Consider the following 23,133-nt stretch of genomic DNA (forward strand, 5'->3'; position numbering starts at 1 on the left):
TTGGCCAATAAACGCCATTGCAATGATTGATTATTCAACCGCTTCATCTTCAAAAATATCTTCAATGGTGAGACCGAATAATCGTGCGGCTTTAAACGCTAAAGGTAAGCTTGGGTCAAACTTGCCTTTTTCTATTGCATTAATGGTTTGTCGTGACACATTTAATAAATCAGCCAATTGTGCTTGGGTTAAGTCACGTTCAGCACGTAATACTTTTAAGCGATTTTTCATTGGTACTTCCTATTGCCTAAAATAATGCCAATCATGTAAGTCAGTGCCATAACGATAATAAGGTGGGAGATCTCGGCATGACTGCTGATAAGTCCGGTTGTGTCTAATGTTGAATAACTAATACCCACAATTAATCCAATGCCCAAGCTTAATCCCATCGCGTTAAGTTGTATTTTTTGCTGTAACTCATCTAAGTCGATTAAGTGCTGTTTATTGACCATGATCATCATGATCCCGACCAGAAAGTTTATCCCAATAGCTATTGCGGTGATGAGCTCATTTTGTTGCCAGATAAATTTATCACCAAAGGTAGCTAGGGCTAATGAAATAACCCAGGCCGCAGTCCATTTGGCTAAGCGCTTAGTGTTAAGGTTATTGCGTTGTTTCCAGTTTGTATTAGTGGATTCTGGTGATGTCATTTCACACTCCTTTTTAAGTTAACTTGTCTTTATGTAAAGTAAGCTTTACCTAAAGGTGCGCTAACTAAGAAGTTGTGTCAAGCTTTAATGACTTTTTGTCGTGTTTTTAAGTCTTATTATTTTCAGCAAAGGTAAAAGACCGCTTTAAAGCGGTCGTACGCCAGAGATTAATGCTGAATTTGAATCTCTTTAACGGGGCAGGGAATATCAATATTAGCTTGTTTTAAAGCTAAAATAACAAACTGATTAATCTCATATTTAGCTTGAAAATAGTGGGCTGTGGGCACCCAGTATCGGATACCCATTTCCATGCCTATGCTATTGAAACCATTAATGCCCACTAAAGGTTTTTGCTGTTTATTGAGCTTGTCTGATTGCATAATGGCTTGTTCAATAATGGTAATCACAGCGCTAGGATCGGCCTGATAGTCGATATTCAAGGTGTTTTCTACTAATTTGTATTCAAATGAGTTATGCAAAATTTCGCCGATGATATGTTTATTCGGAATGCTAATTTGCTCGCCCTCTTCATTTGATAGTATGGTTAACCCTAATTTTATCTGTGAAACTACGCCACTGACGCCTTGCACTTCTATGGTATTTCCTACGACAAAAGGCCGAGTGACAATAATGGTGACGCCAGCAGCATAGTTTGACAACATCCCCTGCAATGCCAGACCTGCACCAAGAGAGGCCGCGCCAATTGCAGCGACCATAGGGGTGACACTGATCCCCAATTTACCTAAGCAGATCACAGCGACCATAATGATGATTATGATCCGCACCAAGTTTGAAGTGAAATTGCTTAAGGTGATATCAATGTTATGTTTTTCAAATTGATGGGTAACAAAATTGGCGGACTTACTCGCTACCCATAGGCCTAATAAAAATATCAGTAAGGCACCGATGAGTTGAAAACTGTATTGCACCAAAAATTCAGTGATAAGGTTGTAGGCGCTTTGAAGTTGGGCGAGTTCTTGATCTAAACTTGGCTGGTCCATTTGCTATCCCTTTTAAAACAGAACAATATTTGTGACAAGGCGTTAAGGCACTTTTGTGAACCATAGCATAACAAGGTGATCCATTTTATAAAAAGACATCTTAAGGGCGCACATTTCAGATAGGTTTCATATTATGTTGATAGCTTGCTGAAAACACCTTTTGGAGAAACCAATGCAATATTTAATCTTAATCATCAGCCTGATATTTTCATCTGCGGCAGTGGCTGACCGCCCAGCAATTAAAGTGGGCGACACACTTGTGCTAATCAGTTTACTGGACCAGTTTGAAAAACCGTTAAATGTGACCGCAGAGACTAAAGTGTTACTTTTTAGTCGTGATATGGACGGTGGTGAGATTATTCAAGCAGCATTTGCCGACACACCTGATGATCAACGTCCAGAAAACTTAGTCTATGTGGCCGATATCAGTGGTATGCCCTCGTTAATTGCCAAATATGTTGCCGTGCCTAAAATGCAAGACTATCCATTTACATTAGGACTTGACCGTGAAGGGGAAATAACGGCGGCGTTTCCCCTAGTAAAAGGGCAGGCGACAATCATAAAATTAAACGATTTAAAGATACAATCCATTGAGTTTGCTCAAGATGCAAAAATGCTGAAGTTACAGTGGTAGACAGCCTTTTAAAAAACTTAATTTGGTTAATAATTTGTTATTTAGGCTGATTTTTGTTTGAATAGAGGGAGCAACTGCTGACTTTAACAATGGTCTATAGTGGGGCAAATAACCCGCTAGACATAATTAAATAGATGTATGATTTTTTAGGAATAAAAAATTACCAAAAACGCATAAAAATTCGTTGCGTTGACTCTTAAAATAGCGTTTACTGCGCGTGTTTTTTGATGTGGTTCAAAACACGCATTTATTGTGATTTTTGTTAGAGCATCATCCAGTTATTTTTGCCCAACTATGAGGAGGCACTGGCCTAATGAGCCAATTTCAATCTATTGATGTAGCTGATTATTATGACAAAGACACTTTCGCTCGTATTAAAGAATTTGCGAAAGACAAACCAACACCGTTTGTAGTCATTGATACTCAAATCATTGCGAAACAATACGATGACATGGTAAGAAGTTTTCCATTTGCGAACGTCTATTACGCAGTGAAGGCTAATCCAGCAAAAGAAGTATTAACTTTGTTGCGTGATAAAGGCTCAAACTTTGACATCGCATCTATCTATGAATTAGAGATGGTGACTTCAATTGGCGTCAGTCCTGACAGAATCAGCTACGGTAACACGATTAAAAAACGTGTAGATGTACGTTCGTTCTACGAGCAAGGCGTGCGTATGTTCGCATCAGATTCTGAAGCCGATTTACGTATGATTGCTGAAGAAGCGCCAGGCGCAAAAGTGTATGTACGTATTCTTACTGAAGGTACACATACGGCTGATTGGCCTTTGTCGCGTAAATTTGGTTGTCAAAATGAGATGGCATACGATTTACTGGTTTTAGCCAAAGAGCTAGGTTTACAACCGCATGGTATTTCTTTCCATGTTGGTTCTCAGCAACGTGATATCGGTGCATGGGATTCAGCGATTGGTAAAGTTAAAAGCATCTTTGATCGTCTACGTGACGAGCATGGTATTGTGCTAAAAATGATTAATTTAGGTGGGGGCTTTCCAGCTAATTATTTAGACAAAACCAATGAGCTTGCAACCTATGCCCAGCAAATTAAACACTTTTTACACGAAGATTTTGGTGACGATTTACCAGAAATCATTCTAGAACCAGGTCGTTCATTGTTATCAAACGCGGGTGTACTAGTGTCTGAAGTGGTGCTGATTTCTCGTAAATCACATACCGCACTTGAGCGTTGGGTGTTCACCGATGTAGGTAAATTCTCTGGTTTGATCGAAACCATGGATGAGGCGATTAAGTTCCCTATCTATACTGACCGTAATGGTGAGTTAGATAAGTGTGTTATCGCAGGACCAACATGTGACAGTGCTGATATTATGTATGAGCATTACAGCTATGGTTTACCTGTTGATTTAGCTATCGGTGACCGTATGTACTGGTTAACTGCAGGTGCATATACTACTACCTATTCTGCTGTATGCTTTAACGGTTTCCCGCCGCTTAAAGATTATTATCTATAACACTCAGTTATTGATAAACAATAAAGGACGCCTAGGCGTCCTTTAATTTTTTTAGCTTATTTTAAAACACTTAAGCCATTTCATGTTTTTTGAGTATTTCAAAAATCTCTTCTTTAAGGTGTAGCTTCTTCGCTTTAAGCACTTTAACTTCTGGCGTGGTATCGCTACTACTGTGGGTTTCTAATTGTTTGATCTCTTCATCTAACTGATTATGTTCATCAAATTTACGGGTAAAATGCGCATCAGTGGTTTTTAGTTTAGTGATTAAGTCGCGGTACTCTGGAAACATTCTTAACTCCTTGTAGGGTGATTTATTTTTACTGCTTAACTTAAACCTACGCCTAAATAGGTAAAAAAAAGTTGATGTAAATCAAATTATCAACTCTTTAGATTAATTCTTGCTAAAATGAGATCCTTGTTGATTAACAGCGCTGTTTTTTGATTCGTAATCATTCAGTAACAATTATTTTTGATGATGAAGAATAATGTGATCTAGTTAACCTTTTCCTAATGCATACTAAGGTATTGTTTAGGAAACACAGCGTTTTATTTTAGAAATAATATAGGGGTTCAGCATGTCTGACGTATTCCACTTAGGTTTGACCAAAAAAATGCTAGATGGCGCAACTTTGGCGATTGTGCCGGGCGATCCAGAGCGTGTGAAGCGTATTGCCGAATTAATGGACGGTGCCACTTTTCTTGCCAGTCATCGTGAATATACTAGCTATTTAGCTTACATAGATGGCAAGCCTGTGGTTGTCTGTTCAACGGGTATTGGTGGTCCTTCAACGTCTATCGCAGTTGAAGAATTAGCACAATTAGGCGTAACGACATTCTTGCGTGTAGGGACAACCGGTGCCATTCAACCGAATGTGAATGTCGGTGATGTGATTGTGACCCAAGCATCAGTGCGTTTAGATGGTGCCAGCTTGCACTTTGCGCCACTTGAGTTTCCTGCTGCAGCTAACTTTGACTGTACAACGGCTATGGTTGCCGCATGTCGTGATGCAGGTCTTGAACCACATGTGGGTATTACTGCTTCTTCTGATACTTTCTATCCAGGACAAGAGCGTTATGACACGGTATCTGGTCGTATCACTCAACGCTTTGTGGGTTCAATGAAAGAATGGCAGTCTATGGGTGTGCTGAACTATGAAATGGAATCAGCAACTTTATTTACTATGTGTGCGACACAAGGTTGGCGTGCAGCCTGCGTTGCGGGTGTGATTGTAAACCGCACTCAGCAAGAGATCCCAGATGAAGCAAGTATGAAGAAAACCGAAGGTGTTGCGGTATCTATCGTTGTTGCAGCAGCTAAAAAATTACTGAGCTAATATCAGTTTAGTTTTACCGATACTCGAATAAATCACGCCCAACAGTGCAAACTGGTGGGCGTTTTGTTTTATATTCGTTAAGCAAAAATTCACTTTGCAATTTTCCCCCTATCATGTATGGTTGACATAATATGTCATTTATTGTGCACTGCTGTTTAGTGTTTTAAATGGGTGTAAATTTCTATTTCAGGGGGAAATATGGAGCTTGCAAATCCTATAACGGTTTGGGTGTGTTTGGGCATTATTTTAATGTTGTCTGAAATTGTCATCCCAGGCGGTATTGTTATTTTATTGGGCTCATCATGTCTGATTGTGGCTTCGGCGCTTGGGCTTGGAGTGATAGAGGGTATGGCTCAAAGTTTGACCCTGTGGTTCATATCTTCAATGGTGTTGCTGTTAAGTTTTCGTCATGTCACCCAACGACTTGTCGGTGGCGATTCACATGTTGATAATACCGATGAAGAGTTAGATTTATATAATCAGCAAGCCATAGTGAAGGAAACTATCGGGCCAGGTCAGCAAACCGGACGTATTAGTTGTTTAGGCTCTGATTGGACTGCACTAGGGGATGGCAGCGAAATTAAATCGGGGACCAAAGTTAGAATTATATGTCGGGATAACATTGCATTAGTGGTCGAGCCTTTGTTGGAGTAGCAGGCTACAAAACTAGGCCACCTTAATGTTTAATCAAAAGGAATAGAGCATGTTCATGTTTACCATAATATTTTTGTTCATCATTTTTATTTTATATAAATTAATGTTGATTGTGCCTATGCGCGAAGTGCATGTCATTGAGCGTTTAGGTAAGTTTCGTACCGTGTTGCAACCAGGGTTTCATTTTTTAGTGCCGTTTGTCGATCGCGTTGCGTATCGCCACGATACCCGTGAAGAAGTGCTCGATGTTCCACCTCAAAGTTGTATTTCGAAAGATAATACTCAGTTAGAAGTGGATGGCTTGGTGTACTTAAAAGTGATGGATGGCAAGCTTGCTAGCTACGGTATTGAAAATTATCGTAAAGCCGCTGTGAATTTAGCGCAAACCACCATGCGCTCGGAAATTGGTAAGTTGACCTTATCGCAAACATTTTCAGAGCGTGACAGCTTGAATGAATCTATTGTACGTGAAATTGATAAAGCATCAGATCCATGGGGGATTAAGGTGTTGCGTTATGAGATTAAAAACATTACCCCATCACACCATGTTATTCATACGCTTGAAAAACAAATGGAAGCCGAGCGCCGTAAACGAGCTGAAATCACCTTAGCCAATGCTGAGAAAGCGGCAATGATTAATATGTCACAGGGCGAGCGTCAAGAGGCAATTAATTTATCTGAAGGTCAAAAGCAAAAGCGCATTAATGAAGCGATTGGTACCGGACAAGAAATCTCGATTATTGCTAATGCCAAAGCAGAAGGCATGGCAATGATCTGTAAGGCGCTTACCGTCAATGGCGGAAATGATGCCATGAACATGTTACTTAAAGAGCAATTTATTGGCCAAGTTGGCAAGATTTTAGCCGAGTCAGAAGTGTCTGTTGTGCCTGCAGAAATGGCAAAACTGGAAGGTTTTTTTGAAGGTATGGAACAAGTAACACATGCTGTTTCAGGCGCTCAATCGACAAATGCAAAAGGAGTTCGCTAATGATCATTAATGGCATAGATACAGATATTGCAGTAATGGCCATTTGGGGCATTATTTTTGCTATCTTTGTGATGAAGTTATTTCAATCTATTCGTTTAGTACCGACAAAATCAGCCTACATTGTTGAGCGATTAGGCAAATATCACAGCACATTAGATGCAGGTTTTCACGCTTTGGTGCCCTTTGTCGATAAAGTGGCTTACATTCATGACTTAAAAGAAGAAACCATTGATGTGCCGCCACAGGAGTGTTTCTCTAGCGATGAAGTCAATGTAGAAGTGGATGGGGTAATTTATATTTCGGTGACAGACCCTGTTAAAGCCAGTTATGGCATTACCGATTATCGTTATGCCGCCATCCAGCTTGCCCAAACGACCACGCGCTCTGTGATTGGCACCTTAGATTTAGACCGCACGTTTGAAGAGCGGGATTTAATTTCAGCTAAGGTTGTGGAAGTATTAGATGAGGCTGGAGCCATTTGGGGGATCCGAGTTCATCGTTATGAAATTAAGAATATTACCCCGCCAGAAACCGTTAAAAATGCCATGGAAATGCAGGTTAACGCCGAGCGTGAGCGCCGGGCATTACTGGCTAAAAGTGAAGGTGATAAGCAAAGTAAAATTAATCGCTCTGAAGGTGTCATGGCTGAAACCATTAACCGCTCTGAAGGTGAAATGCAGCGTCGCATTAACGAGGCTGAAGGTAAAGCCCAAGAGATTTTAACCTTAGCGAAAGCCACATCAGAATCGATTGAGCGGTTAGCCTCGGTGATTTCATCTGAAGGTGGTCAAAGTGCTTTGAGGATGCAATTAGGTGAGCAGTACATGAAGCAACTTGATGGGTTAAGCAAGCCTGGCAGCCGTATTGTATTACCGGGTAACCTGGTTAATTTTGAATACTGGATGGACAGTATTGGCTTAAAAGACGATAAAAAATAATTCAAATATTTTGATAACAATGGGTCAGTGAATACTGGCCCATTTTTTAAATTTGTGAATTGTGGTTTACAACATGGTAGATATTATCGCCAGATGAGCAAAGATAACCGCTTATTTGTTTGAATTTTGTCAGTTACAATATTGAAAAATGAATTGAATGATATGCAGATATGAATCGCTTTTCATCCTTAACCATCTCAAAGCATGTACTTAAAAACCGTTTAGTTGTCGCACCAATGGCCTCGCAAACTTCAACACTTGATGGCAAGGTAACCGATAAAACACTGCGCCATTATGCCAATTTAGCCCAATCCCAAGCGGGACTGGTTATGGTTGAATATAGTTTTGTGGCGTTTTCTGGTCGCAGTGAGCCTAATCAGCTAGGCGTGCATGATGATGATTGTATTGCTGGGATTACGGCTATTGCTAAGGCTATTCATCAAGCAGGTGCGAAAGCTGGACTGCAATTAACCCATTGCGGCGGTAAGGCACAACTTGATGTCTGCCCTGATCTAATGGGGCCATCAGGGATAACGGTTCCTGCCTATGATCGCATTTTACCTACTCCTAAAATGATGACGCTAAATGATATTGCTGTATTGAAAAAGCAATTTATAGATGCCGCCAAACGGGTTGAACTAGCGGGCTTTGATTTTGTTGAATTACATTGCGCTCATGGTTATGGCCTGAACCAGTTTTTATCACCTTTGACCAATCAACGCGATGATCAATATGGGGGGTCTCAGCGCAATCGTGCACGATTAATTGTTGAAATTATCGAACAAATTAAACAGCAAACCCAGTTATCCATTATGGTTAGAGTGCCTGGGCAAGACCTGTATCCTCAAGGCCTTACCCAGATGCAAATTGTCGAATCCTGTGAATATTTTATTGATGCAGGGGTGGTGATATTGGATGTTTCTTCTGGTATTGGGGGCTGGAATCGCCCGAAAGAAAGGCGCGGTGAAGGTTTCTTAGTTGAAGAAGCCGCTTACTTGAAGCAAGCAGGATTACAGGCGTGCATTATCGGTGTGGGTGGTATAGAAACCGCTAACTATATTGATACGGCGATTGAGAATCAGTGGCTTGATTTAGCGGCAGTGGGTCGTGCCATTCTGAAAGGGCCACAAGCATTTGCTGAAAACGTGATGATGAACGGTATAAATCAGTAGTGGGCATTATCGCGAGGGTTATAACAGCGTGGTTAGTTTAACCCTGTAAGGTGTTCAACTAACACTTTAGCCGCACTCGAGAAGTTTGCATCATAAGGGTAAATCAAATTAAGGTCACTGAAACCTGCGCTCAACTCAGGAAGCACATTCACCAGTAATTTATTTTCTACTGATTTATGGACAATAATTTCGGGTAGTAAGGTGATACCGGCTCCACCTAAACAGAGGTTATATAATGTGTTGTAATCACTACAGATAACTTTGTGATTAGCGGCTATTTCTGTGTGTTGAAATGTCCATTTGTCTTCAACTAACCCGCTGGTAACTCGAAATCCGAGCAACGATTGATACTGTAAATCTTCAATGGTTTCAATCACCGACGATTTTTCTAAATAGGTTGGGCTCGCGTAAATTTTGCGTTCAAAACTGAGCAGGGTTTTAGAGATAAATTGGCTGTCATGCGGTTGGTTAATATCAATCACGAAATCTAAACCGAGACGGGCAATATCTTTAAATCCCCCAGAAATCACCGTGATATCTAACTGCACTTGCGGGTAACTATGCACAAAGCTAGCAATATGCTGATCGAGCATTTTGTCGGCAAAGGGAAGTAAACCAATACGAACGCGTCCTTGCACTTCGTTGTAGCGATTTTTGAAAACAAAAGAGGCGTTTTTCAGTTGTTTGAGCAGCGGGGCAACTTGTTCTAAATATAACTCACCTGAAGGCGTGAGTGACATTGCCCGGGTGGTGCGGGTAAACAATGAGGCGCCAAGTTGTTTTTCTAATTCGGCAATACGGCGACTGACTAAGGCTCTGCGAGTATTCAATGACTCAGCGGCTTTGGCAAAACTCCCTTGCTCGGCAACTAAAATAAATAACTCTAAATCATTGATATTCAAATTAGTTCAACCCAGTCGCATAAATGAGGAATTATAGTAGTTTTCGGACTGGTTTTTGTCAATTTAAGCCCTGTTTGCCGATGGCTAATTGAGTAAAACTTAGGCAATAAAGCTATTTGCTTTACAGCAATACTTGATTGCCACATAAATCCGCTGACTATCATCGCATCTGGGGTAATTTTGACGTTATAATGCGTGCAGATTTCTGGGAGGAAAAATGGACGTATCATCATTATTAGACGGCCTGAATGACAAGCAACGTGAAGCCGTAGGTGCACCTTTATCTAACATGTTGGTGTTAGCGGGTGCAGGCAGCGGTAAAACGCGGGTATTAACCCATCGTATTGCTTGGTTAATGCAGGTTGAACAACAAAGTCCATACTCTATTCTGGCGGTAACCTTTACCAACAAAGCGGCAGCAGAAATGCGTGAGCGAGTTGAAAAAGTGGTTGGCAGTAACATGGGACGCATGTGGATTGGCACCTTCCATGGTTTAGCTCATCGAATTTTACGTACCCATTTTCAAGATGCTAACTTGCCGCAAAGCTTCCAGATTATTGATTCAGACGATCAGCTCAGACTATTAAAGCGAATTTTAAAAAGCCTCAATCTAGACGATAAACAATATCCGCCAAGACAAGCTCAGGCTTATATTAATGGTAAAAAAGATCAGGGATTAAGACCAAAACACATTGATGCTGGTGGTTTTCCTGTCGAGCAAAATTTGCTCAATATCTACAAGATCTATCAAGAGTCATGTGATCGCGCAGGTCTAGTGGATTTTGCTGAGATTTTACTAAGAGCCCATGAGTTATGGCTGAATAAACCGCATATTTTAGCCCATTACCAAGATCGTTTTCGGCACATTTTGGTCGACGAATTTCAAGATACTAACGCCATTCAATATGCTTGGATCCGCGTACTGGCGGGCAACAGCGCTAATGTGATGATTGTGGGTGATGACGATCAGTCTATTTATGGCTGGCGTGGAGCGCAAATTGAAAATTTACATCGTTTCTTAAAAGACTTCCCAGGTGCACAAACCGTTCGTCTTGAGCAAAACTATCGCTCCACCGGCAATATTTTGAAAGCGTCTAACGATTTGATTGCCAATAACCCCGATCGTTTAGGCAAAAAATTGTGGACGGAAGACAAAGATGGCGAGCCTATTTCAGTTTATTGTGCCTTTAATGAAATGGATGAAGCTAAGTTTATCGTTGGTCGCATTAATGATTGGCAAGATAAAGGTGGCAGCTTAAGCGATTGCGCCATTTTATATCGTTCAAATGCTCAGTCGCGGGTATTAGAAGAAGCCTTGTTACACCGTGGGCTTGCTTACCGAATCTATGGCGGCTTACGCTTCTTCGAGCGCCAAGAAATTAAAGATGCCATGGGTTATATGCGTCTTATTAATAATAAAGATGATGATGCTGCCTTTGAGCGGGTGGTGAATACGCCTACCCGCGGTATTGGCGATCGCACCCTAGAGATTATTCGTTCAACCGCCAGACAGCAGCAATTAACCTTATGGCAGGCGAGCCTTCGTTTGTTAGAAGAAAAAGTGTTAGCTGGCCGCGCAGCAAATGCAGTGCGTGGTTTTATGGATTTGGTCATCCATATGCGAACGGATACCGCCGACATGTTGCTATATCGCATGACAGACAGCGTCATTAACCAATCTGGTTTACGGGCAATGTATGAAGCCGAAAAAGGTGAAAAAGCGCAGGCGCGCATTGAAAACTTAAATGAGCTTGTCACAGCAGCTAAAAGTTTTGAGCTCCCCGAAGAACTTGAAGATATGGGCGAGTTAAATGCCTTTTTATCCCATGCCGCATTAGAAGCGGGTGAGGGGCAGGCCGATGCCTTTACCGATGCGGTGCAACTCATGACCCTACATTCGGCGAAAGGGTTAGAGTTTCCAATGGTATTTATGTCGGGTGTGGAAGAGGGCATATTTCCAAGTAAAATGGCATTAGATGAGGGCGATCGTTTAGATGAAGAACGCCGCCTTTGTTATGTTGGTATGACGCGGGCAATGCAAAAACTGTACATCAGTTATGCCGAGTCTCGTCGTATTTACGGCCGTGAAGATTATGCGCGTCCGTCGCGATTTATTAACGAAATCCCTGAACAATACGTTGAACAAATTCGTTTACGTGCTCAGGTATCCCCTTCTATCAGTCAACGTTTTCCTGCGCGTGGGGCAAGTCCTGCTTTTAGTCAGTCATCAGCAAACACGACCGGATTCAGCGTTGGTCAAAAGGTAAAACACTTTAAGTTTGCCGAAGGTGTTGTGACTAACTTTGAAGGCACAGGTGAAAAAGCCCGCGTACAAGTTAACTTTCGTGATTTTGGCAGTAAGTGGTTGCTCGTTAGCCTAGCAAAGCTGGAAGCGTGTTAAGTAAAGGAGATTAGGGTGAAACAAAAACTGCATGCTTATGCCCGCTTAATGCGTATCGATCGACCTATCGGCACTTTGTTGCTGTTGTGGCCATGTTTGATGGCATTACTACTGGCTGCAAAGGGAATGCCCGATATCAAGGTGCTGCTGATTTTTGTTGTTGGTGTAGTGATCATGCGTGCGTGCGGTTGCATCATTAATGATTTTGCCGATCGTAAGTTAGATGCCCATGTCGAGCGGACTCAAAATAGGCCCTTGGCGTCAGGCGAAGTAACGGTAAAAGAAGCCCTTATGCTGTTTGTGCTGCTGGGTCTTGCCGCATTCTCTTTAGTGCTATTGTTAAATATCTTAGTGGTGCAACTTTCCGTTGTCGGCATTATTTTAACTGTGATCTATCCGTTTATGAAACGGGTCACTAACATGCCGCAGATGTTTTTAGGCATAGTGTGGAGTTGGTCTATTCCAATGGCTTATGCAGCACAGCTAGGCAGCGTTCCGGTTGAAGCGTGGTGGTTATTTGCCGCCAATTGGTGTTGGACAGTGGCTTACGACACCATGTATGCCATGGTCGATAGAGATGATGATGTCAAAGTGGGCATTAAATCGACCGCCATATTATTTGGCCGCTATGATAGACAATGGATTGGCCTATTTCAGCTTGCCGCCCTGGGATGTTTTATTATGGCGGGCTTATCAGCCGAACGTGGCTTAGTGTATGGTTTGGGTATTATCACTTTCATTGGCTTTAGCTGTTATCAACAATGGCTAATATTTGGCCGTGAACGCGCCCCATGCTTTAAAGCATTTTTAAATAATAACTGGGCAGGTTTTGTGCTGTTTGTCGCCTTAAGTGCAGACTACTTGGTTTAATCTTGCTAACTGCTAACTGCTAACTGCTAACTGCTAACTGCTAACCGCACCTGAGATGTTATCACCCTAAAAGCCGTTTAATCGCGGCTTTTTGCTCTTTGTAATCTAGCAAATACATTTACTGACAAATTTGGGTTTGTTAATCATTTGTTTCTCTTTATGCTGGTTTGACTTTAAGAGAGCCAGTTCAGTTTAAGCAATGAGATAAATTGAACTTAATTCACAGTGTTTGCTATCGCCCACTAAGGTGAGTTTTCTTTATATCTTAATCGACAAGGAATGTTTGATGCGTTCAAAGGTAAAATTTCGTTTATTGTTTTTAAGCTTGGCACTGATTTGTTTTTGGTTGGGAGTCAGCTTTACCCCAGATACTTTGAATACAGCTGCAGATAAATGGTTGCTTGGCGGAATTTCGGCGGTCTATTTTATACTGCTTCCCATCGGCTACTGGTACTGCATTATCAAAATTGGCCAGCAAAAATTGTGGAAGCTGATTATGATTTTCAGTTTAAGCAGTTTGGTCGCCAGATTAAGTTATCCCGCAGAACTGAGTCATTATTTTGAGTTTGTCATGTGGTTACGTTACCCCATAATTGCGGTACTTTTGCTTATTGAGCTGTATTTGGTCATTAGCGTTATTCGTGGTTTGCTTAAGGCGCGCACCCTAAAAGGCGATCCGCGGGTGGGCGCGGTTGAAACCTATAATGAGGGTGCAGAAAAAACCTTAACAGTGGCATTGATTTTGGCCAGTGAAGCGACCAATTGGTATTACTCAATACCTTGGTTTTCGCGCCAACATCCGGCAACGATAGCGCACATTAACCTGTTAAGTGCTCGTCGCTGGCACGTTTGGCTGATGGTACTTGGCTGTATTGGGGCATCGACAATGAGTTATATGTTATTGCAGTCATGGAGCGAGATAATCGCCATTATTGTCGCCTCGTTTATCTCTTATACCTTAATGGCAATTGTCGCCAATCATCGTATATCGCGTCATTATTCGCTGTATTTCCTGCGTAACAAATTGGTTATCAATAATGGTTTATGGGGATTTATGGTGATTGATAGCTGTGATATTTCACAGGTGAATCAGCAACAGGCTTCTGTCGTCCATAAAGATGATGATGCTGTGCTTTCAATTGGCCGAGGGCAGAGTCATGTCAGTTTAGTGTTAAATAAACCAGTGATTTACCACGGCGGAATGGGGCAATTACCCGAGCCTATGAGCGAGATTCATTTGAGTGTTGATAAGCCAGAAGATGTCATTGCGGCGATTGAAGCTAGCCGAATTGAAGCTAGCCATACTGTCGTCGCCGCTTAACGAAGGTGTCGTTGTTTTCGATATCCTTAGCTGTATCTGCACTGGGGTATTCTATCTTTTCGATTTGATTGCATTTCAGAATTTCCAAACTCCGTTTGGAGTAACATCGCAGGATTCCACTAATAGTTTTGGTTTATACTTAACTTTTGTGTTTAAAAAAATAGGCTGTTATGAAATTTAAATATTTAATTGGTTTAACATTGATAATCCCAATTTTAGGGCTGTTTTGGGTGAATTTATTTGCAACTAATGTGTCCAGTTTTATTGTATCTGCTACTAACTTTATTTGTTTAGGTATTCTTTTTATTGCTGTTTTAGATATTGTTTTTATGGCATTTAAACGACGTAAAGCTAATCTAACCGGCAACTAAAGTGTATTGTGGTTTGTGCATATAACAGATATGAGCCTCCCGCTATTCAATAGGTGAGCCTAATCTATTTTGTTGAAATAATAATTTATCAACAAATTCAAAAATTTGATTTAATTCCTGGCTATCAAGTCATCGTGTTCTTAGTAACAACAGCAGGCAAACACATATAAGGTTCTCTTAGTGCGATCTTATCTCAGCCTGACGCTTTCAGTCCTTTGAAATATAAAGCTAACACGTTTCTGTTCTGTTCCGAGTTAGCTCTTTGTGTATCAATAAAGCTAAATCGAAGAGGCAAAAATGGCTGTGCAGATGACCCAGCGGGTATCCAAAACAGGGCGAAGTTTCACTAAGTGAAATATTTTTGAGCGAGGGGCGTGGATACCAAATTGGCTGTTTAATAAGGGTTTTATTGGTTTTGGTTAAACCCACATGGATGCTGATTTTAAAACCAAGAACCGGCGTCTCGCTAGATCATCTACATATAAGCCTGCAGCAGGCAATAAATACCGATGCGGTATTGGACTCGTGACACTCACCAGAGTGGTTGTCGTTGAGACATTTAATGTGAACTATAGCGGTCTCAGGGGAAACGCTATTATCTTTGTAAATTAAACACAAAAAATGCGCTTACAGTGAATAGGATAAGCGCAATTTATTTGGCTATTTTGCCATGTTAAAGTAGGTGTGCTTTACTAAACACCCGCTGTACGTCTTAATCCTTAACCAGCGGCGTTAGATCTGCTGGGCGATAGTAAACCGATTTTAATACCTTACCTTGACGAACCACTTTTCCTTCCATTTCAACATCTTTAGCGCACTTGGCAATGATAAATTCGCCTTTCATGCTGCCCACTATTTCCACACCTTGCTTGGCGTAGTGGGCGATGGTTTCGTTTAGCTCTTGTTCATTGCGACAGACTTTACTCATGTTGCTTGAATGCACTTCGTCCCAACAGGTAATAAAGTCAATTTGACGATTTTTGGCCACGTTTAATAACAAATCAATAAGGTAGCTAATTTCGAGGCGATCACAGACCTGAGTTGCACCTAAGTGAACTAAACGGCCCATTAGCACATAGACCGAATCGACGATGGCATCGGCTTGTTCAATACGACTGTCAGCTTCAGCAAGCTCGGTCATTTCTTCAATGATAAGCGAAGTATGCAAAGCATCGGCTTGTGCGTCTAAACTCGATTCGTCAGCAACCGGTAAATCAAATGTGCTTCTAAACTCTAAAATATCGCGGTAAAGATGATCATAAATGGGTTGTGATAATTGGCTGAGTTGCATGTTAAACCTTTAAATTTATCCGAATGTTTTTCTAAGGCCTTTGGCCTTTTCAGCTTGTTGCTGAATGGTGTTAGCCGCTGATCGTATCACAGATAAGTTATGAACATTACCTTGGCTTAATTCACTTATTTGATGAATATTTTCAGTCATCTCATTGGTGACGGCTCTTTGTTGCTCTGCTGCAACTGCGCTTTGTTGGGTAAACATGTTTACTTCAATGATTTGTCGATTGACAGCCTCAAATTGTTCCGCAACATTAGCGATATCATCAACACATAATTCAGCTTGTTGTTTACTTTGCTGCATTTGCGCAGACCAGTTATGCAACATGGTGTGCATTGACTGGACGCTTTTTGAAATCAAATTCGTCGACAGTTGGGTGCGACTGGATAAGGCTCTTACTTCATCAGCGACTACCGCAAAACCTCTACCTTGTTCACCTGCACGTGCCGCTTCAATAGCAGCATTTAAGGCCAATAGGTTAGTTTGTTCTGCAATGCCATTAATTTCTAGCATAGCTTGAGAAACATTTTCAGCTTCTTTATTTAAAAAGTGTGTACTTTGCGCTGCTTCAGTGACTGATTGTGTCAGGGCATCAATATTTTTACGGCTGTTTTTCATGGCTTTAAGGTTATCAACACAGACACTTTGCACTTGCTCAACATTTGAAGATGTTGATAAGGCATGTTGCGCCATCTCGGCAACCGTGGCGTTCATTTCTTCAATTGCGGTCGCTATTTGGGTAATTTGATCCTTTTGCTTCTCAATACTTTGGTTAGCCTGTTTTGCCGTTGAGACTAGCTCATTGGCGACATGATCAAGGTTATTACCTTGATCTTGGGCTCGGCCAAGCACGCCCTGCATTTTGGCTTGATTCATTTTGATCTGAAAGTCGAGTACCGAACTATGGTCATTACCGCAAAAGACTAAACGGCTGACAGAGTCGTATTGGCTTTGATAGCGAGTGATGTGCGCGGGAATAGTGAATAATTCTTGGTTAAATAATCCTGCTAATAAGGCGGTTAACGCTAATAGTCCCATCGCGGCGTATATATTTGCAGTTAAGCCCATAGCCAGTGCACTTGCCATGATAAGCACAATTCCAATGAGTTGTTTTTGTTTGAAACTTAAAGGCGAGGCTAATTTTTTACCCTGTTTTATTTGGGCATAAAGCGAGATGGCATTTTTAATGTACTCAGGCTTGGCTTTGATGCGAACAGATTGATAGCCAGTAATTCTGCCTTGCTCATATAAGGGCGACACAAAAGCATCCACCCAATAGTAGCTGCCATCTTTACAGCGATTTTTAACAATACCTCGCCATGATTCACCGGCTTTTAATTTGTCCCATAAATCCTTAAATGCCTCTGCGGGCATATCAGGATGGCGCACTAAATTGTGGTTGTGGGTAATTAATTCAGCTTCGGTGTAACCTGAAATATGAATAAAAGCAGGATTTGCATAGGTGATAATGCCACGGGTATCGGTTATGGAAACTAATTCATCACCAGCTTTAAGCTCTACTTCCTTGTCTATCGTGGGTTTATTTCGCATTGTGGTTCCCTGAAATGTTAACTGAGGCAAGCTGTGGGTTTAATCCTTTTTATATAGATCTCATTTTAGATGAATATTTGATGACTATCACGGTGCTTTTGTGGGAAACAACGTTTTGTTACATTTTGATACTTAATTTGGGGCATAAAAAAACCGACTAATTTAGTCGGTTTTTTTACATGATAAAGATTATTTGATAAAGGCGAAGGCATCACCAAACAGGTGGTCTTCTTCAACACCTAAATTACGGAACACTTCACGAGCCGCACCAACCATATCAAAACGGCCAGCGATATAAATGTCATATCCTTTAAGGCTGATAAAGTCATGTTTGATTTGCTCAAGTAAATTGGCGGTTTTACCATCCCAATCGCCATCGGTTTGCTCAATAACAGGCACAAAGTCTAACCACTTATGATCCGCGTGCCATTGACGAGCAATGCTTTGGTAATACATAGCATCTTCGTTACGACATCCCCAGTAAAATGTGGTGTTAATTGTCTGGCCGATGGCAATTTGATGCTCAATAATACTTTTAATATATGAAAAACCTGTGCCGCCAGCGATTAAAATACGTGGACGGGCGCTATCATGGCGAAAATAGGCATCACCCGCAGGTGCTTCAATATCAATATGGGTAGAGCTTCTTAGGCGCTCAACCACTTGCATTGGGTAGCTTTCGCTTACCGCTGCACCGATATGCAGTTCTATCTGATCGGCATTAGGCGCGCAAGCGATGGAAAAAGGACGTTTGTCTTTCTCACCCATAACAACACTTAAATACTGACCCGCTTTAAATTCAAAAGCTGTGTCAGGTTTAAGGATGACTTGGAATACGGCATCATTAAACGGGGTGATTTTTTCTATCTGACAACGAATGGTTTTCATCTAACGTCCTTTAAGCCCTATCTTTTTTAGGTTTTCAATCTTTGAATGATTATAACGTCTTTATGTGACCAAGGTCACTCTTTACAGTGTCGGTTGGCCATCAATACCTAATTGATCCCACATTTGATCCACTTTTTCTTTCACAGCATCATCCATTACGATCGGTGTGCCCCATTCTCGATTGGTTTCGCCTTCCCACTTATTGGTGGCATCTAAGCCCATTTTTGAACCTAGGCCTGCTATAGGAGAAGCAAAGTCTAAGTAATCAATCGGTGTATTGTCGATCATGACAGTGTCACGGGTGGGATCCATTCTGGTGGTAATGGCCCAAATAACATCTTGCCAGTCGCGACAGTTCACATCGTCATCAACGACAACAATAAACTTGGTGTACATAAATTGACGTAAAAACGACCATGCGCCCATCATGACGCGCTTGGCATGCCCCGGATATTGCTTACGAATGGAGATAATCGCCATGCGGTACGAGCAGCCTTCAGGCGGCAAGTAGAAGTCGATAATTTCTGGGTATTGTTTGCGTAAAATAGGCACAAAGACTTCATTTAATGCCACACCTAACATGGCAGGTTCATCAGGTGGACGACCTGTATAGGTGCTGTGGTAAATCGCATCTTTACGGTGGGTGATGTGAGTCACCGTAAATACGGGAAATGAATCGGTTTCATTATAGTAACCGGTATGATCGCCATAAGGGCCCTCTTCAGCCATTTCATCAGGGGCAATATAGCCCTCTAAGATGATTTCGCTGGTTGCGGGCACTTCTAAATCACAGCTTAGTGCTTTACATACTTCGGTGCGCTCACCGCGCAGTAATCCTGCAAAAGCGTATTCACTCATAGCATCGGGTACAGGAGTCACAGCGCCAAGGATAGTCACAGGATCACTGCCCAATGCCACGACAACGGGGTAGTTTTCGCCTGGGTGCTTTTCTTTAAAGTCTTTAAAATCTAATGCTCCCCCTCGATGATCTAACCAGCGCATGATGAGCTTGTTTTTACCCAGTAATTGCTGACGATAAATACCGAGATTCTGACGCTTCTGGCGCGGGCCTTTGGTAATGGTCAATCCCCATGTGACTAATGGCGCGACGTCGCCAGGCCAGCAGTGTTGGATCGGTAGTGACGTTAAATCAACATCATCACCTGTTTTTACCACTTCTTGGCAGGGCGGATTGCGCACAGTTTTAGGCGGCATGTTTAACGCTTGTTTAAACATAGGGATTTTTGATATCGCATCTTTAAAGCCACGAGGTGGTTCTGGCTCTTTTAAAAAAGCGAGTAGTTCACCCACTTCTCGAAGCGCCAAAGGATCATCTTTGCCTAATGCCATCGCGACGCGCTTTGGGGTGCCAAATAAATTGACCAGTACGGGCATGCTATTGTTTTTAGGGTTTTCAAACAGCAAGGCTGGCCCACCAGAGCGTAATACTCTGTCGGCTATTTCTGTCATTTCAAGGTGAGGGTCAACCGGGTGGCTAATGCGTTTTAGCTCACCATTGGCTTCAAGATGGTCTATGAAGCTACGTAAATCCTTGAAACTCATACCTACCGCCTGTTTGTGCAATTTGATGTGCCGCGCACTATAGCATTTTTCTAATATGGGGTTAAGCCATTTGATTTATCACTCTGTGCGATTGATGTTTCAAGGTGTAAACTAACTAAGGTTATGGATTAGGATGTAATTTGCATAGCTATGTAGATAGCAGGATGAGGTGCGTTTGATGAAGATTAACAAGATAACAGTTATGTCGCTTTTATTGGCTGTCAGTGGTTTCTGTCCTGCTGTCGCGCAGCAACCTTTGAGTTTTGAGCACCTTAATCAAGCTAGCAATAACAATCATGCTACTTCTAATAATCTTAGTCATCATAATCGAGACCATGATAACTATGATCGTTATAGCAACGATCGTTACAACAAGCATCAATATAACAATCGACATGGCTACCGTGATCCTTGGCGTTGGGGAGCTGGATGGAATAATCATTGGGGGCCAAGTGTCGGCATAGGTTGGAGCAGTGGTTATCGATGGGGTAATGACTGGCGAGATCCTTGGTACAATAATGGCTATTCCCCGTATCGATATGGGCGTGATAACCATTATGCTCGTCGTGAGGTTTATGTTGAACCTACGGTTGTGGTCGCACCGCCGCAAAGAACGACCACATCATTACAATATGATAGCGATATTCGCTCTTTGCCTGAAAATGCTAAAGCCTTTCAACAGAATGGTAAGATGGTGTATGAGTGGCAAGGAGTGATTTACCAATATGATTGGTCGACTGAAACCTATGTAAAAGCGGTTGAGCAACAAAAGCCCTAATGTATTGTGACTATGAATTGATTTTTGTGAATAAAAAATAGTCTTGTTTTAAATCATGTTTGGCAATATACATAGCGGCATCAGCAGCAGTGACAAGGCTGTTGCTGTTATCGCCATGCTGTGGATATTGGCTTACACCAATACTTGCCCCAACGGTTAAGGTATTACCTTTTATTTCAATCGTTTGATGCATCACTGACAAAATTTGCTTTACTTTGATGATGATGTCTTGCTCGTTACTGATGTAGTCTAACCAGATCACAAACTCATCTCCGCCAAACCGTCCAACAAAGTCTGTCGTTCGCAAATGAGATTTTAACCGTAAAGCGATTTCTTTTAGGACTTCATCACCGGTTTGATGACCTAAAGTGTCATTAATGACTTTAAATTTATCTAAGTCGATAAACAGCAATGCAGCTTGTTCATTTCGTCTGGCATTGCGGGCGATAGCGATATCAATTTGCTTGATAAATGCGCGACGGTTATAAATAGAGGTGAGTTCATCGTGTTCGGCTAAATAGGTGAGCTTAACCTGTTGTTCTTGTAGTTTTTGGGTTTGCCTTGCCACTTCTAATTTCAGTTCCTCTTTTTTAATGGTTATTTTTTGCAAAGAGGCCTTCATATCATTAAAATTGTTACTCATTTCCGCAAATTCATCATTCATGTCATAAGAGATACGACTCTCTAAATCACCACTGGCAAGTGTCCGCATACCATCATTGAGGGATTGCATTCCGCGTTTGAAGCGCATTAATGTCATGGAAGACCACAAAGTCACCAGAATCGATAGCAATAAAACCACCAAAGAGACAGAGATCAATAATGATTGTTGAGTTTGCTTTGCTTGGGCTATGGTTATTTGGTGAAGTCTGAACATATCTTCAGTCATCTTTTCTATGTTCATACTGTATTTTGCTTTCAGTAATCGACTCGAGGTCAGTTGTTCCTCTCGGGAAGCATTGACAGTATTGCTGAGTATTTGAGTATTAAATAATGCCCGAATATTAGCATTGAGGCGATTTAGGTTGTCCAGTACTTGCTGCTGCTTTTTATGCCATTGAACATTTTTAGATAATTCAACGGCAAGATTAGCTTGTCTGGTATTGAGTTCCGATAGGCTGAGTTGATCGCTATACTCTTCATAAATCCATAATTGGCTTCTTAAGCTATCAATGCTTAATTGTATTTGCATGGAATGATTAAGTTGCTTATAAATTTTTTGTTGGTAATTATGTGCTTGATACAAAGCTTGGCCAACGGCAATCGTTAATAATGCACACAGTATTGCGGTAAGTTTAAGCCTAGTTGCAAGGGTCATTGATGCTCGTCCATATGCTCATTCATTGCAGACTCAAATAGCTGCCTATCTAGTATTTGTCTAATATCAATGCGATTGTCTTTTGGGACTAAAAGTCTGTCAATCGCCCATTGAGACTGTAATTGTAAACTGGAGACTAACGTGTTGCTTAGGGTTAATCGAAACGAATAATCACGCCATAAATAACTGAGTTGAATCTTATCGATATTAAGCAGTTGACTGATTATCAATTGGCTGTCTTCAGGTTTTTCATTTATAAAATTAACCGCGTCACTTAACGCTTGCAGAATACTTTGCTTATCTTTGACGCTAATTGAATGATTTTTCAACCCAACTAAGTTAAACGAAAGATTGTAAAGTCCTTTAGTACTAATGACTTGGCTAGCCGTTGGTGATTCATCTACTAGCTGATAGGGGAGAGGCTCCCATGCAGAAATTAAATCAACTTCCTTTTGCTGCAGTGCATTTATCATTTGATTTGGCTTAAGGTAGACTCTTTCTATTTGTGCATCTTGCTGGTGGTAAAGCATCAGCAAACTATCGAAGAAAAATTCACTCGCACTGCTCTTTACGATACCCACTTTTGCGCCAGAAATTGCCGCTAAATCATCAAATCTTTGTGGAGATAGACTGAGTAGTTTTACGTCATTATCAGACTCAACAAAGCTGGCAAGCACAGTAAAATCAGTGCGATAGAAACTATTAAACATCACTACGGATTCAGACGTAGTCGCAAAATCAACATTGCCAGCCATGAGCTCGTTAAAACATTTAACTCCGCCATCTTCTCTGATCAATTGGATATTCAGTCCATGCTGTTTAAAAAAACCTTTTTCATCGGCAATGAAAATTGGCGAGGATAAGGGGGTTTTAGACACCGCTATTTTTATAATAGGCGATTTCTGCCAATCACCCTGAACGTTAGAGTTAGGGTGGCAGGCGGAAATAAGCAGCAAAAGTACAAAGCAGATTGGCAAAGTTAAATTCATAGGCTTGGGTTAAAATTTATCATGATT

The 23,133-nt window shown here is 41.4% G+C and carries 22 protein-coding genes; 11 read left to right on the forward strand and 11 right to left on the reverse strand.

Annotated elements, in window-relative coordinates; all coding sequences use genetic code 11:
• Positions 1–30: 30 nt before the first annotated feature.
• The 3 genes from IEY03_RS04205 to IEY03_RS04215 all read right to left on the reverse strand — a co-directional run bounded on the left by IEY03_RS04205 (position 31) and on the right by IEY03_RS04215 (position 1,651).
• Positions 31–231 carry a helix-turn-helix transcriptional regulator gene (locus tag IEY03_RS04205; protein ID WP_188840108.1) on the reverse strand — a complete coding sequence of 67 codons (201 nt, stop codon included), beginning with the start codon at positions 229–231 and terminating at the stop codon, positions 31–33.
• Positions 228–650 (reverse strand): hypothetical protein, encoded by a 423-nt coding sequence (locus IEY03_RS04210; RefSeq protein WP_188840109.1) that lies wholly within the window; start codon positions 648–650, stop codon positions 228–230. Before IEY03_RS04210 ends, IEY03_RS04205 begins: the two co-directional genes overlap by 4 nt.
• Before the next feature lie 167 nt (positions 651–817).
• Entirely contained in the window at positions 818–1,651 is an 834-nt protein-coding gene (locus IEY03_RS04215) for a mechanosensitive ion channel family protein (protein WP_188840110.1), read from the reverse strand.
• Positions 1,652–1,823: 172 nt separating this feature from the next.
• Here IEY03_RS04215 and IEY03_RS04220 point away from each other — a divergent pair, with 172 nt between their 5' ends.
• Complete coding sequence (locus IEY03_RS04220; RefSeq protein ID WP_188840111.1) at positions 1,824–2,285, forward strand: hypothetical protein; 462 nt, start codon at positions 1,824–1,826, stop codon at positions 2,283–2,285.
• Between the two features lie 313 nt (positions 2,286–2,598).
• On the forward strand, positions 2,599–3,774 hold the full coding sequence (locus IEY03_RS04225) for a type III PLP-dependent enzyme (RefSeq protein ID WP_188840112.1): 1,176 nt from the start codon (positions 2,599–2,601) through the stop codon (positions 3,772–3,774).
• Between the two features lie 70 nt (positions 3,775–3,844).
• Here IEY03_RS04225 and IEY03_RS04230 read toward each other — a convergent pair whose 3' ends face one another.
• Positions 3,845–4,063, reverse strand: coding sequence for an HP1242/YdcH family protein (locus IEY03_RS04230; protein ID WP_188840113.1), 219 nt, complete (start codon positions 4,061–4,063; stop codon positions 3,845–3,847).
• Between the two features lie 286 nt (positions 4,064–4,349).
• On the opposite strand from IEY03_RS04230, the gene udp reads away from it, so the two are divergent.
• The 5 genes from udp (at position 4,350) to IEY03_RS04255 (ending at position 8,860) form a co-directional block, all read left to right on the forward strand.
• Positions 4,350–5,108: a uridine phosphorylase gene (gene udp / locus IEY03_RS04235; protein ID WP_188840114.1), complete on the forward strand. Its 759-nt coding sequence runs from the start codon at positions 4,350–4,352 to the stop codon at positions 5,106–5,108.
• A 198-nt stretch (positions 5,109–5,306) separates the two neighbouring features.
• Positions 5,307–5,762: an NfeD family protein gene (locus IEY03_RS04240; protein WP_188840115.1), complete on the forward strand. Its 456-nt coding sequence runs from the start codon at positions 5,307–5,309 to the stop codon at positions 5,760–5,762.
• 49 nt (positions 5,763–5,811) lie between these two features.
• Complete coding sequence (locus tag IEY03_RS04245; protein ID WP_188840116.1) at positions 5,812–6,750, forward strand: SPFH domain-containing protein; 939 nt, start codon at positions 5,812–5,814, stop codon at positions 6,748–6,750.
• Positions 6,750–7,688 carry an SPFH domain-containing protein gene (locus IEY03_RS04250; RefSeq protein WP_188840117.1) on the forward strand — a complete coding sequence of 313 codons (939 nt, stop codon included), beginning with the start codon at positions 6,750–6,752 and terminating at the stop codon, positions 7,686–7,688. Before IEY03_RS04245 ends, IEY03_RS04250 begins: the two co-directional genes overlap by 1 nt.
• Before the next feature lie 170 nt (positions 7,689–7,858).
• Positions 7,859–8,860: an NADH:flavin oxidoreductase gene (locus tag IEY03_RS04255; RefSeq protein WP_188840118.1), complete on the forward strand. Its 1,002-nt coding sequence runs from the start codon at positions 7,859–7,861 to the stop codon at positions 8,858–8,860.
• Positions 8,861–8,892: 32 nt separating this feature from the next.
• Here the strand turns inward: IEY03_RS04255 and IEY03_RS04260 are convergent, their stop codons facing one another.
• On the reverse strand, positions 8,893–9,762 hold the full coding sequence (locus tag IEY03_RS04260) for a LysR family transcriptional regulator (RefSeq protein WP_188840119.1): 870 nt from the start codon (positions 9,760–9,762) through the stop codon (positions 8,893–8,895).
• Positions 9,763–9,979: 217 nt separating this feature from the next.
• Between IEY03_RS04260 and uvrD the strand changes: the two genes are divergently transcribed.
• From uvrD to IEY03_RS04275, 3 genes are all read left to right on the forward strand, one after another.
• The gene (gene uvrD, locus IEY03_RS04265; RefSeq protein WP_188840120.1) at positions 9,980–12,163 is read left to right on the forward strand and encodes a DNA helicase II; all 2,184 of its coding nucleotides are present in this window, start codon (positions 9,980–9,982) and stop codon (positions 12,161–12,163) included.
• A gap of 9 nt (positions 12,164–12,172) precedes the next feature.
• Positions 12,173–13,033, forward strand: coding sequence for a 4-hydroxybenzoate octaprenyltransferase (gene ubiA / locus IEY03_RS04270; RefSeq protein WP_188840431.1), 861 nt, complete (start codon positions 12,173–12,175; stop codon positions 13,031–13,033).
• A gap of 286 nt (positions 13,034–13,319) precedes the next feature.
• The gene (locus IEY03_RS04275) at positions 13,320–14,354 is read left to right on the forward strand and encodes a hypothetical protein (RefSeq protein WP_188840121.1); all 1,035 of its coding nucleotides are present in this window, start codon (positions 13,320–13,322) and stop codon (positions 14,352–14,354) included.
• A gap of 1,083 nt (positions 14,355–15,437) precedes the next feature.
• Here the strand turns inward: IEY03_RS04275 and IEY03_RS04280 are convergent.
• From IEY03_RS04280 to ubiD, 4 genes are all read right to left on the reverse strand, one after another.
• A complete protein-coding gene (locus IEY03_RS04280; RefSeq protein ID WP_188840122.1) occupies positions 15,438–16,016 on the reverse strand; it encodes a nucleoside triphosphate pyrophosphohydrolase family protein in 579 nt (192 codons plus the stop codon).
• A 15-nt stretch (positions 16,017–16,031) separates the two neighbouring features.
• Positions 16,032–17,570: a methyl-accepting chemotaxis protein gene (locus IEY03_RS04285; RefSeq protein ID WP_188840123.1), complete on the reverse strand. Its 1,539-nt coding sequence runs from the start codon at positions 17,568–17,570 to the stop codon at positions 16,032–16,034.
• 189 nt (positions 17,571–17,759) lie between these two features.
• Positions 17,760–18,458: an NAD(P)H-flavin reductase gene (fre, locus tag IEY03_RS04290; protein WP_188840124.1), complete on the reverse strand. Its 699-nt coding sequence runs from the start codon at positions 18,456–18,458 to the stop codon at positions 17,760–17,762.
• A gap of 81 nt (positions 18,459–18,539) precedes the next feature.
• A complete protein-coding gene (gene ubiD / locus IEY03_RS04295; protein ID WP_188840125.1) occupies positions 18,540–20,021 on the reverse strand; it encodes a 4-hydroxy-3-polyprenylbenzoate decarboxylase in 1,482 nt (493 codons plus the stop codon).
• Positions 20,022–20,199: 178 nt separating this feature from the next.
• Between ubiD and IEY03_RS04300 the strand changes: the two genes are divergently transcribed.
• On the forward strand, positions 20,200–20,799 hold the full coding sequence (locus IEY03_RS04300; RefSeq protein ID WP_188840126.1) for a hypothetical protein: 600 nt from the start codon (positions 20,200–20,202) through the stop codon (positions 20,797–20,799).
• Positions 20,800–20,809: 10 nt separating this feature from the next.
• On the opposite strand, the gene IEY03_RS04305 is transcribed toward IEY03_RS04300, so the two are convergent.
• Together IEY03_RS04305 and IEY03_RS04310 are read right to left on the reverse strand one after the other, a co-directional pair.
• Positions 20,810–22,117: a GGDEF domain-containing protein gene (locus IEY03_RS04305; protein ID WP_188840127.1), complete on the reverse strand. Its 1,308-nt coding sequence runs from the start codon at positions 22,115–22,117 to the stop codon at positions 20,810–20,812.
• Entirely contained in the window at positions 22,114–22,995 is an 882-nt protein-coding gene (locus IEY03_RS04310; RefSeq protein WP_188840128.1) for an ABC transporter substrate-binding protein, read from the reverse strand. Before IEY03_RS04310 ends, IEY03_RS04305 begins: the two co-directional genes overlap by 4 nt.
• Positions 22,996–23,133 lie beyond the last annotated feature (138 nt).

This window comes from Shewanella aestuarii (assembly GCF_014647215.1).
GTDB lineage: Bacteria > Pseudomonadota > Gammaproteobacteria > Enterobacterales > Shewanellaceae > Shewanella > Shewanella aestuarii.

What these genes read in the sequence shown, in the direction of transcription:
- IEY03_RS04205 (WP_188840108.1), bottom strand. Translation starts at nt 231, where the DNA reads ATGAAAAATCGCTTAAAAGTATTACGTGCTGAACGTGACTTAACCCAA.
- IEY03_RS04210 (WP_188840109.1), bottom strand. Translation starts at nt 650, where the DNA reads ATGACATCACCAGAATCCACTAATACAAACTGGAAACAACGCAATAAC.
- IEY03_RS04215 (WP_188840110.1), bottom strand. Translation starts at nt 1,651, where the DNA reads ATGGACCAGCCAAGTTTAGATCAAGAACTCGCCCAACTTCAAAGCGCC.
- IEY03_RS04220 (WP_188840111.1), top strand. Translation starts at nt 1,824, where the DNA reads ATGCAATATTTAATCTTAATCATCAGCCTGATATTTTCATCTGCGGCA.
- IEY03_RS04225 (WP_188840112.1), top strand. Translation starts at nt 2,599, where the DNA reads ATGAGCCAATTTCAATCTATTGATGTAGCTGATTATTATGACAAAGAC.
- IEY03_RS04230 (WP_188840113.1), bottom strand. Translation starts at nt 4,063, where the DNA reads ATGTTTCCAGAGTACCGCGACTTAATCACTAAACTAAAAACCACTGAT.
- udp (WP_188840114.1), top strand. Translation starts at nt 4,350, where the DNA reads ATGTCTGACGTATTCCACTTAGGTTTGACCAAAAAAATGCTAGATGGC.
- IEY03_RS04240 (WP_188840115.1), top strand. Translation starts at nt 5,307, where the DNA reads ATGGAGCTTGCAAATCCTATAACGGTTTGGGTGTGTTTGGGCATTATT.
- IEY03_RS04245 (WP_188840116.1), top strand. Translation starts at nt 5,812, where the DNA reads ATGTTCATGTTTACCATAATATTTTTGTTCATCATTTTTATTTTATAT.
- IEY03_RS04250 (WP_188840117.1), top strand. Translation starts at nt 6,750, where the DNA reads ATGATCATTAATGGCATAGATACAGATATTGCAGTAATGGCCATTTGG.
- IEY03_RS04255 (WP_188840118.1), top strand. Translation starts at nt 7,859, where the DNA reads ATGAATCGCTTTTCATCCTTAACCATCTCAAAGCATGTACTTAAAAAC.
- uvrD (WP_188840120.1), top strand. Translation starts at nt 9,980, where the DNA reads ATGGACGTATCATCATTATTAGACGGCCTGAATGACAAGCAACGTGAA.
- IEY03_RS04275 (WP_188840121.1), top strand. Translation starts at nt 13,320, where the DNA reads ATGCGTTCAAAGGTAAAATTTCGTTTATTGTTTTTAAGCTTGGCACTG.
- IEY03_RS04280 (WP_188840122.1), bottom strand. Translation starts at nt 16,016, where the DNA reads ATGCAACTCAGCCAATTATCACAACCCATTTATGATCATCTTTACCGC.
- IEY03_RS04285 (WP_188840123.1), bottom strand. Translation starts at nt 17,570, where the DNA reads ATGCGAAATAAACCCACGATAGACAAGGAAGTAGAGCTTAAAGCTGGT.
- fre (WP_188840124.1), bottom strand. Translation starts at nt 18,458, where the DNA reads ATGAAAACCATTCGTTGTCAGATAGAAAAAATCACCCCGTTTAATGAT.
- ubiD (WP_188840125.1), bottom strand. Translation starts at nt 20,021, where the DNA reads ATGAGTTTCAAGGATTTACGTAGCTTCATAGACCATCTTGAAGCCAAT.
- IEY03_RS04300 (WP_188840126.1), top strand. Translation starts at nt 20,200, where the DNA reads ATGAAGATTAACAAGATAACAGTTATGTCGCTTTTATTGGCTGTCAGT.
- IEY03_RS04305 (WP_188840127.1), bottom strand. Translation starts at nt 22,117, where the DNA reads ATGACCCTTGCAACTAGGCTTAAACTTACCGCAATACTGTGTGCATTA.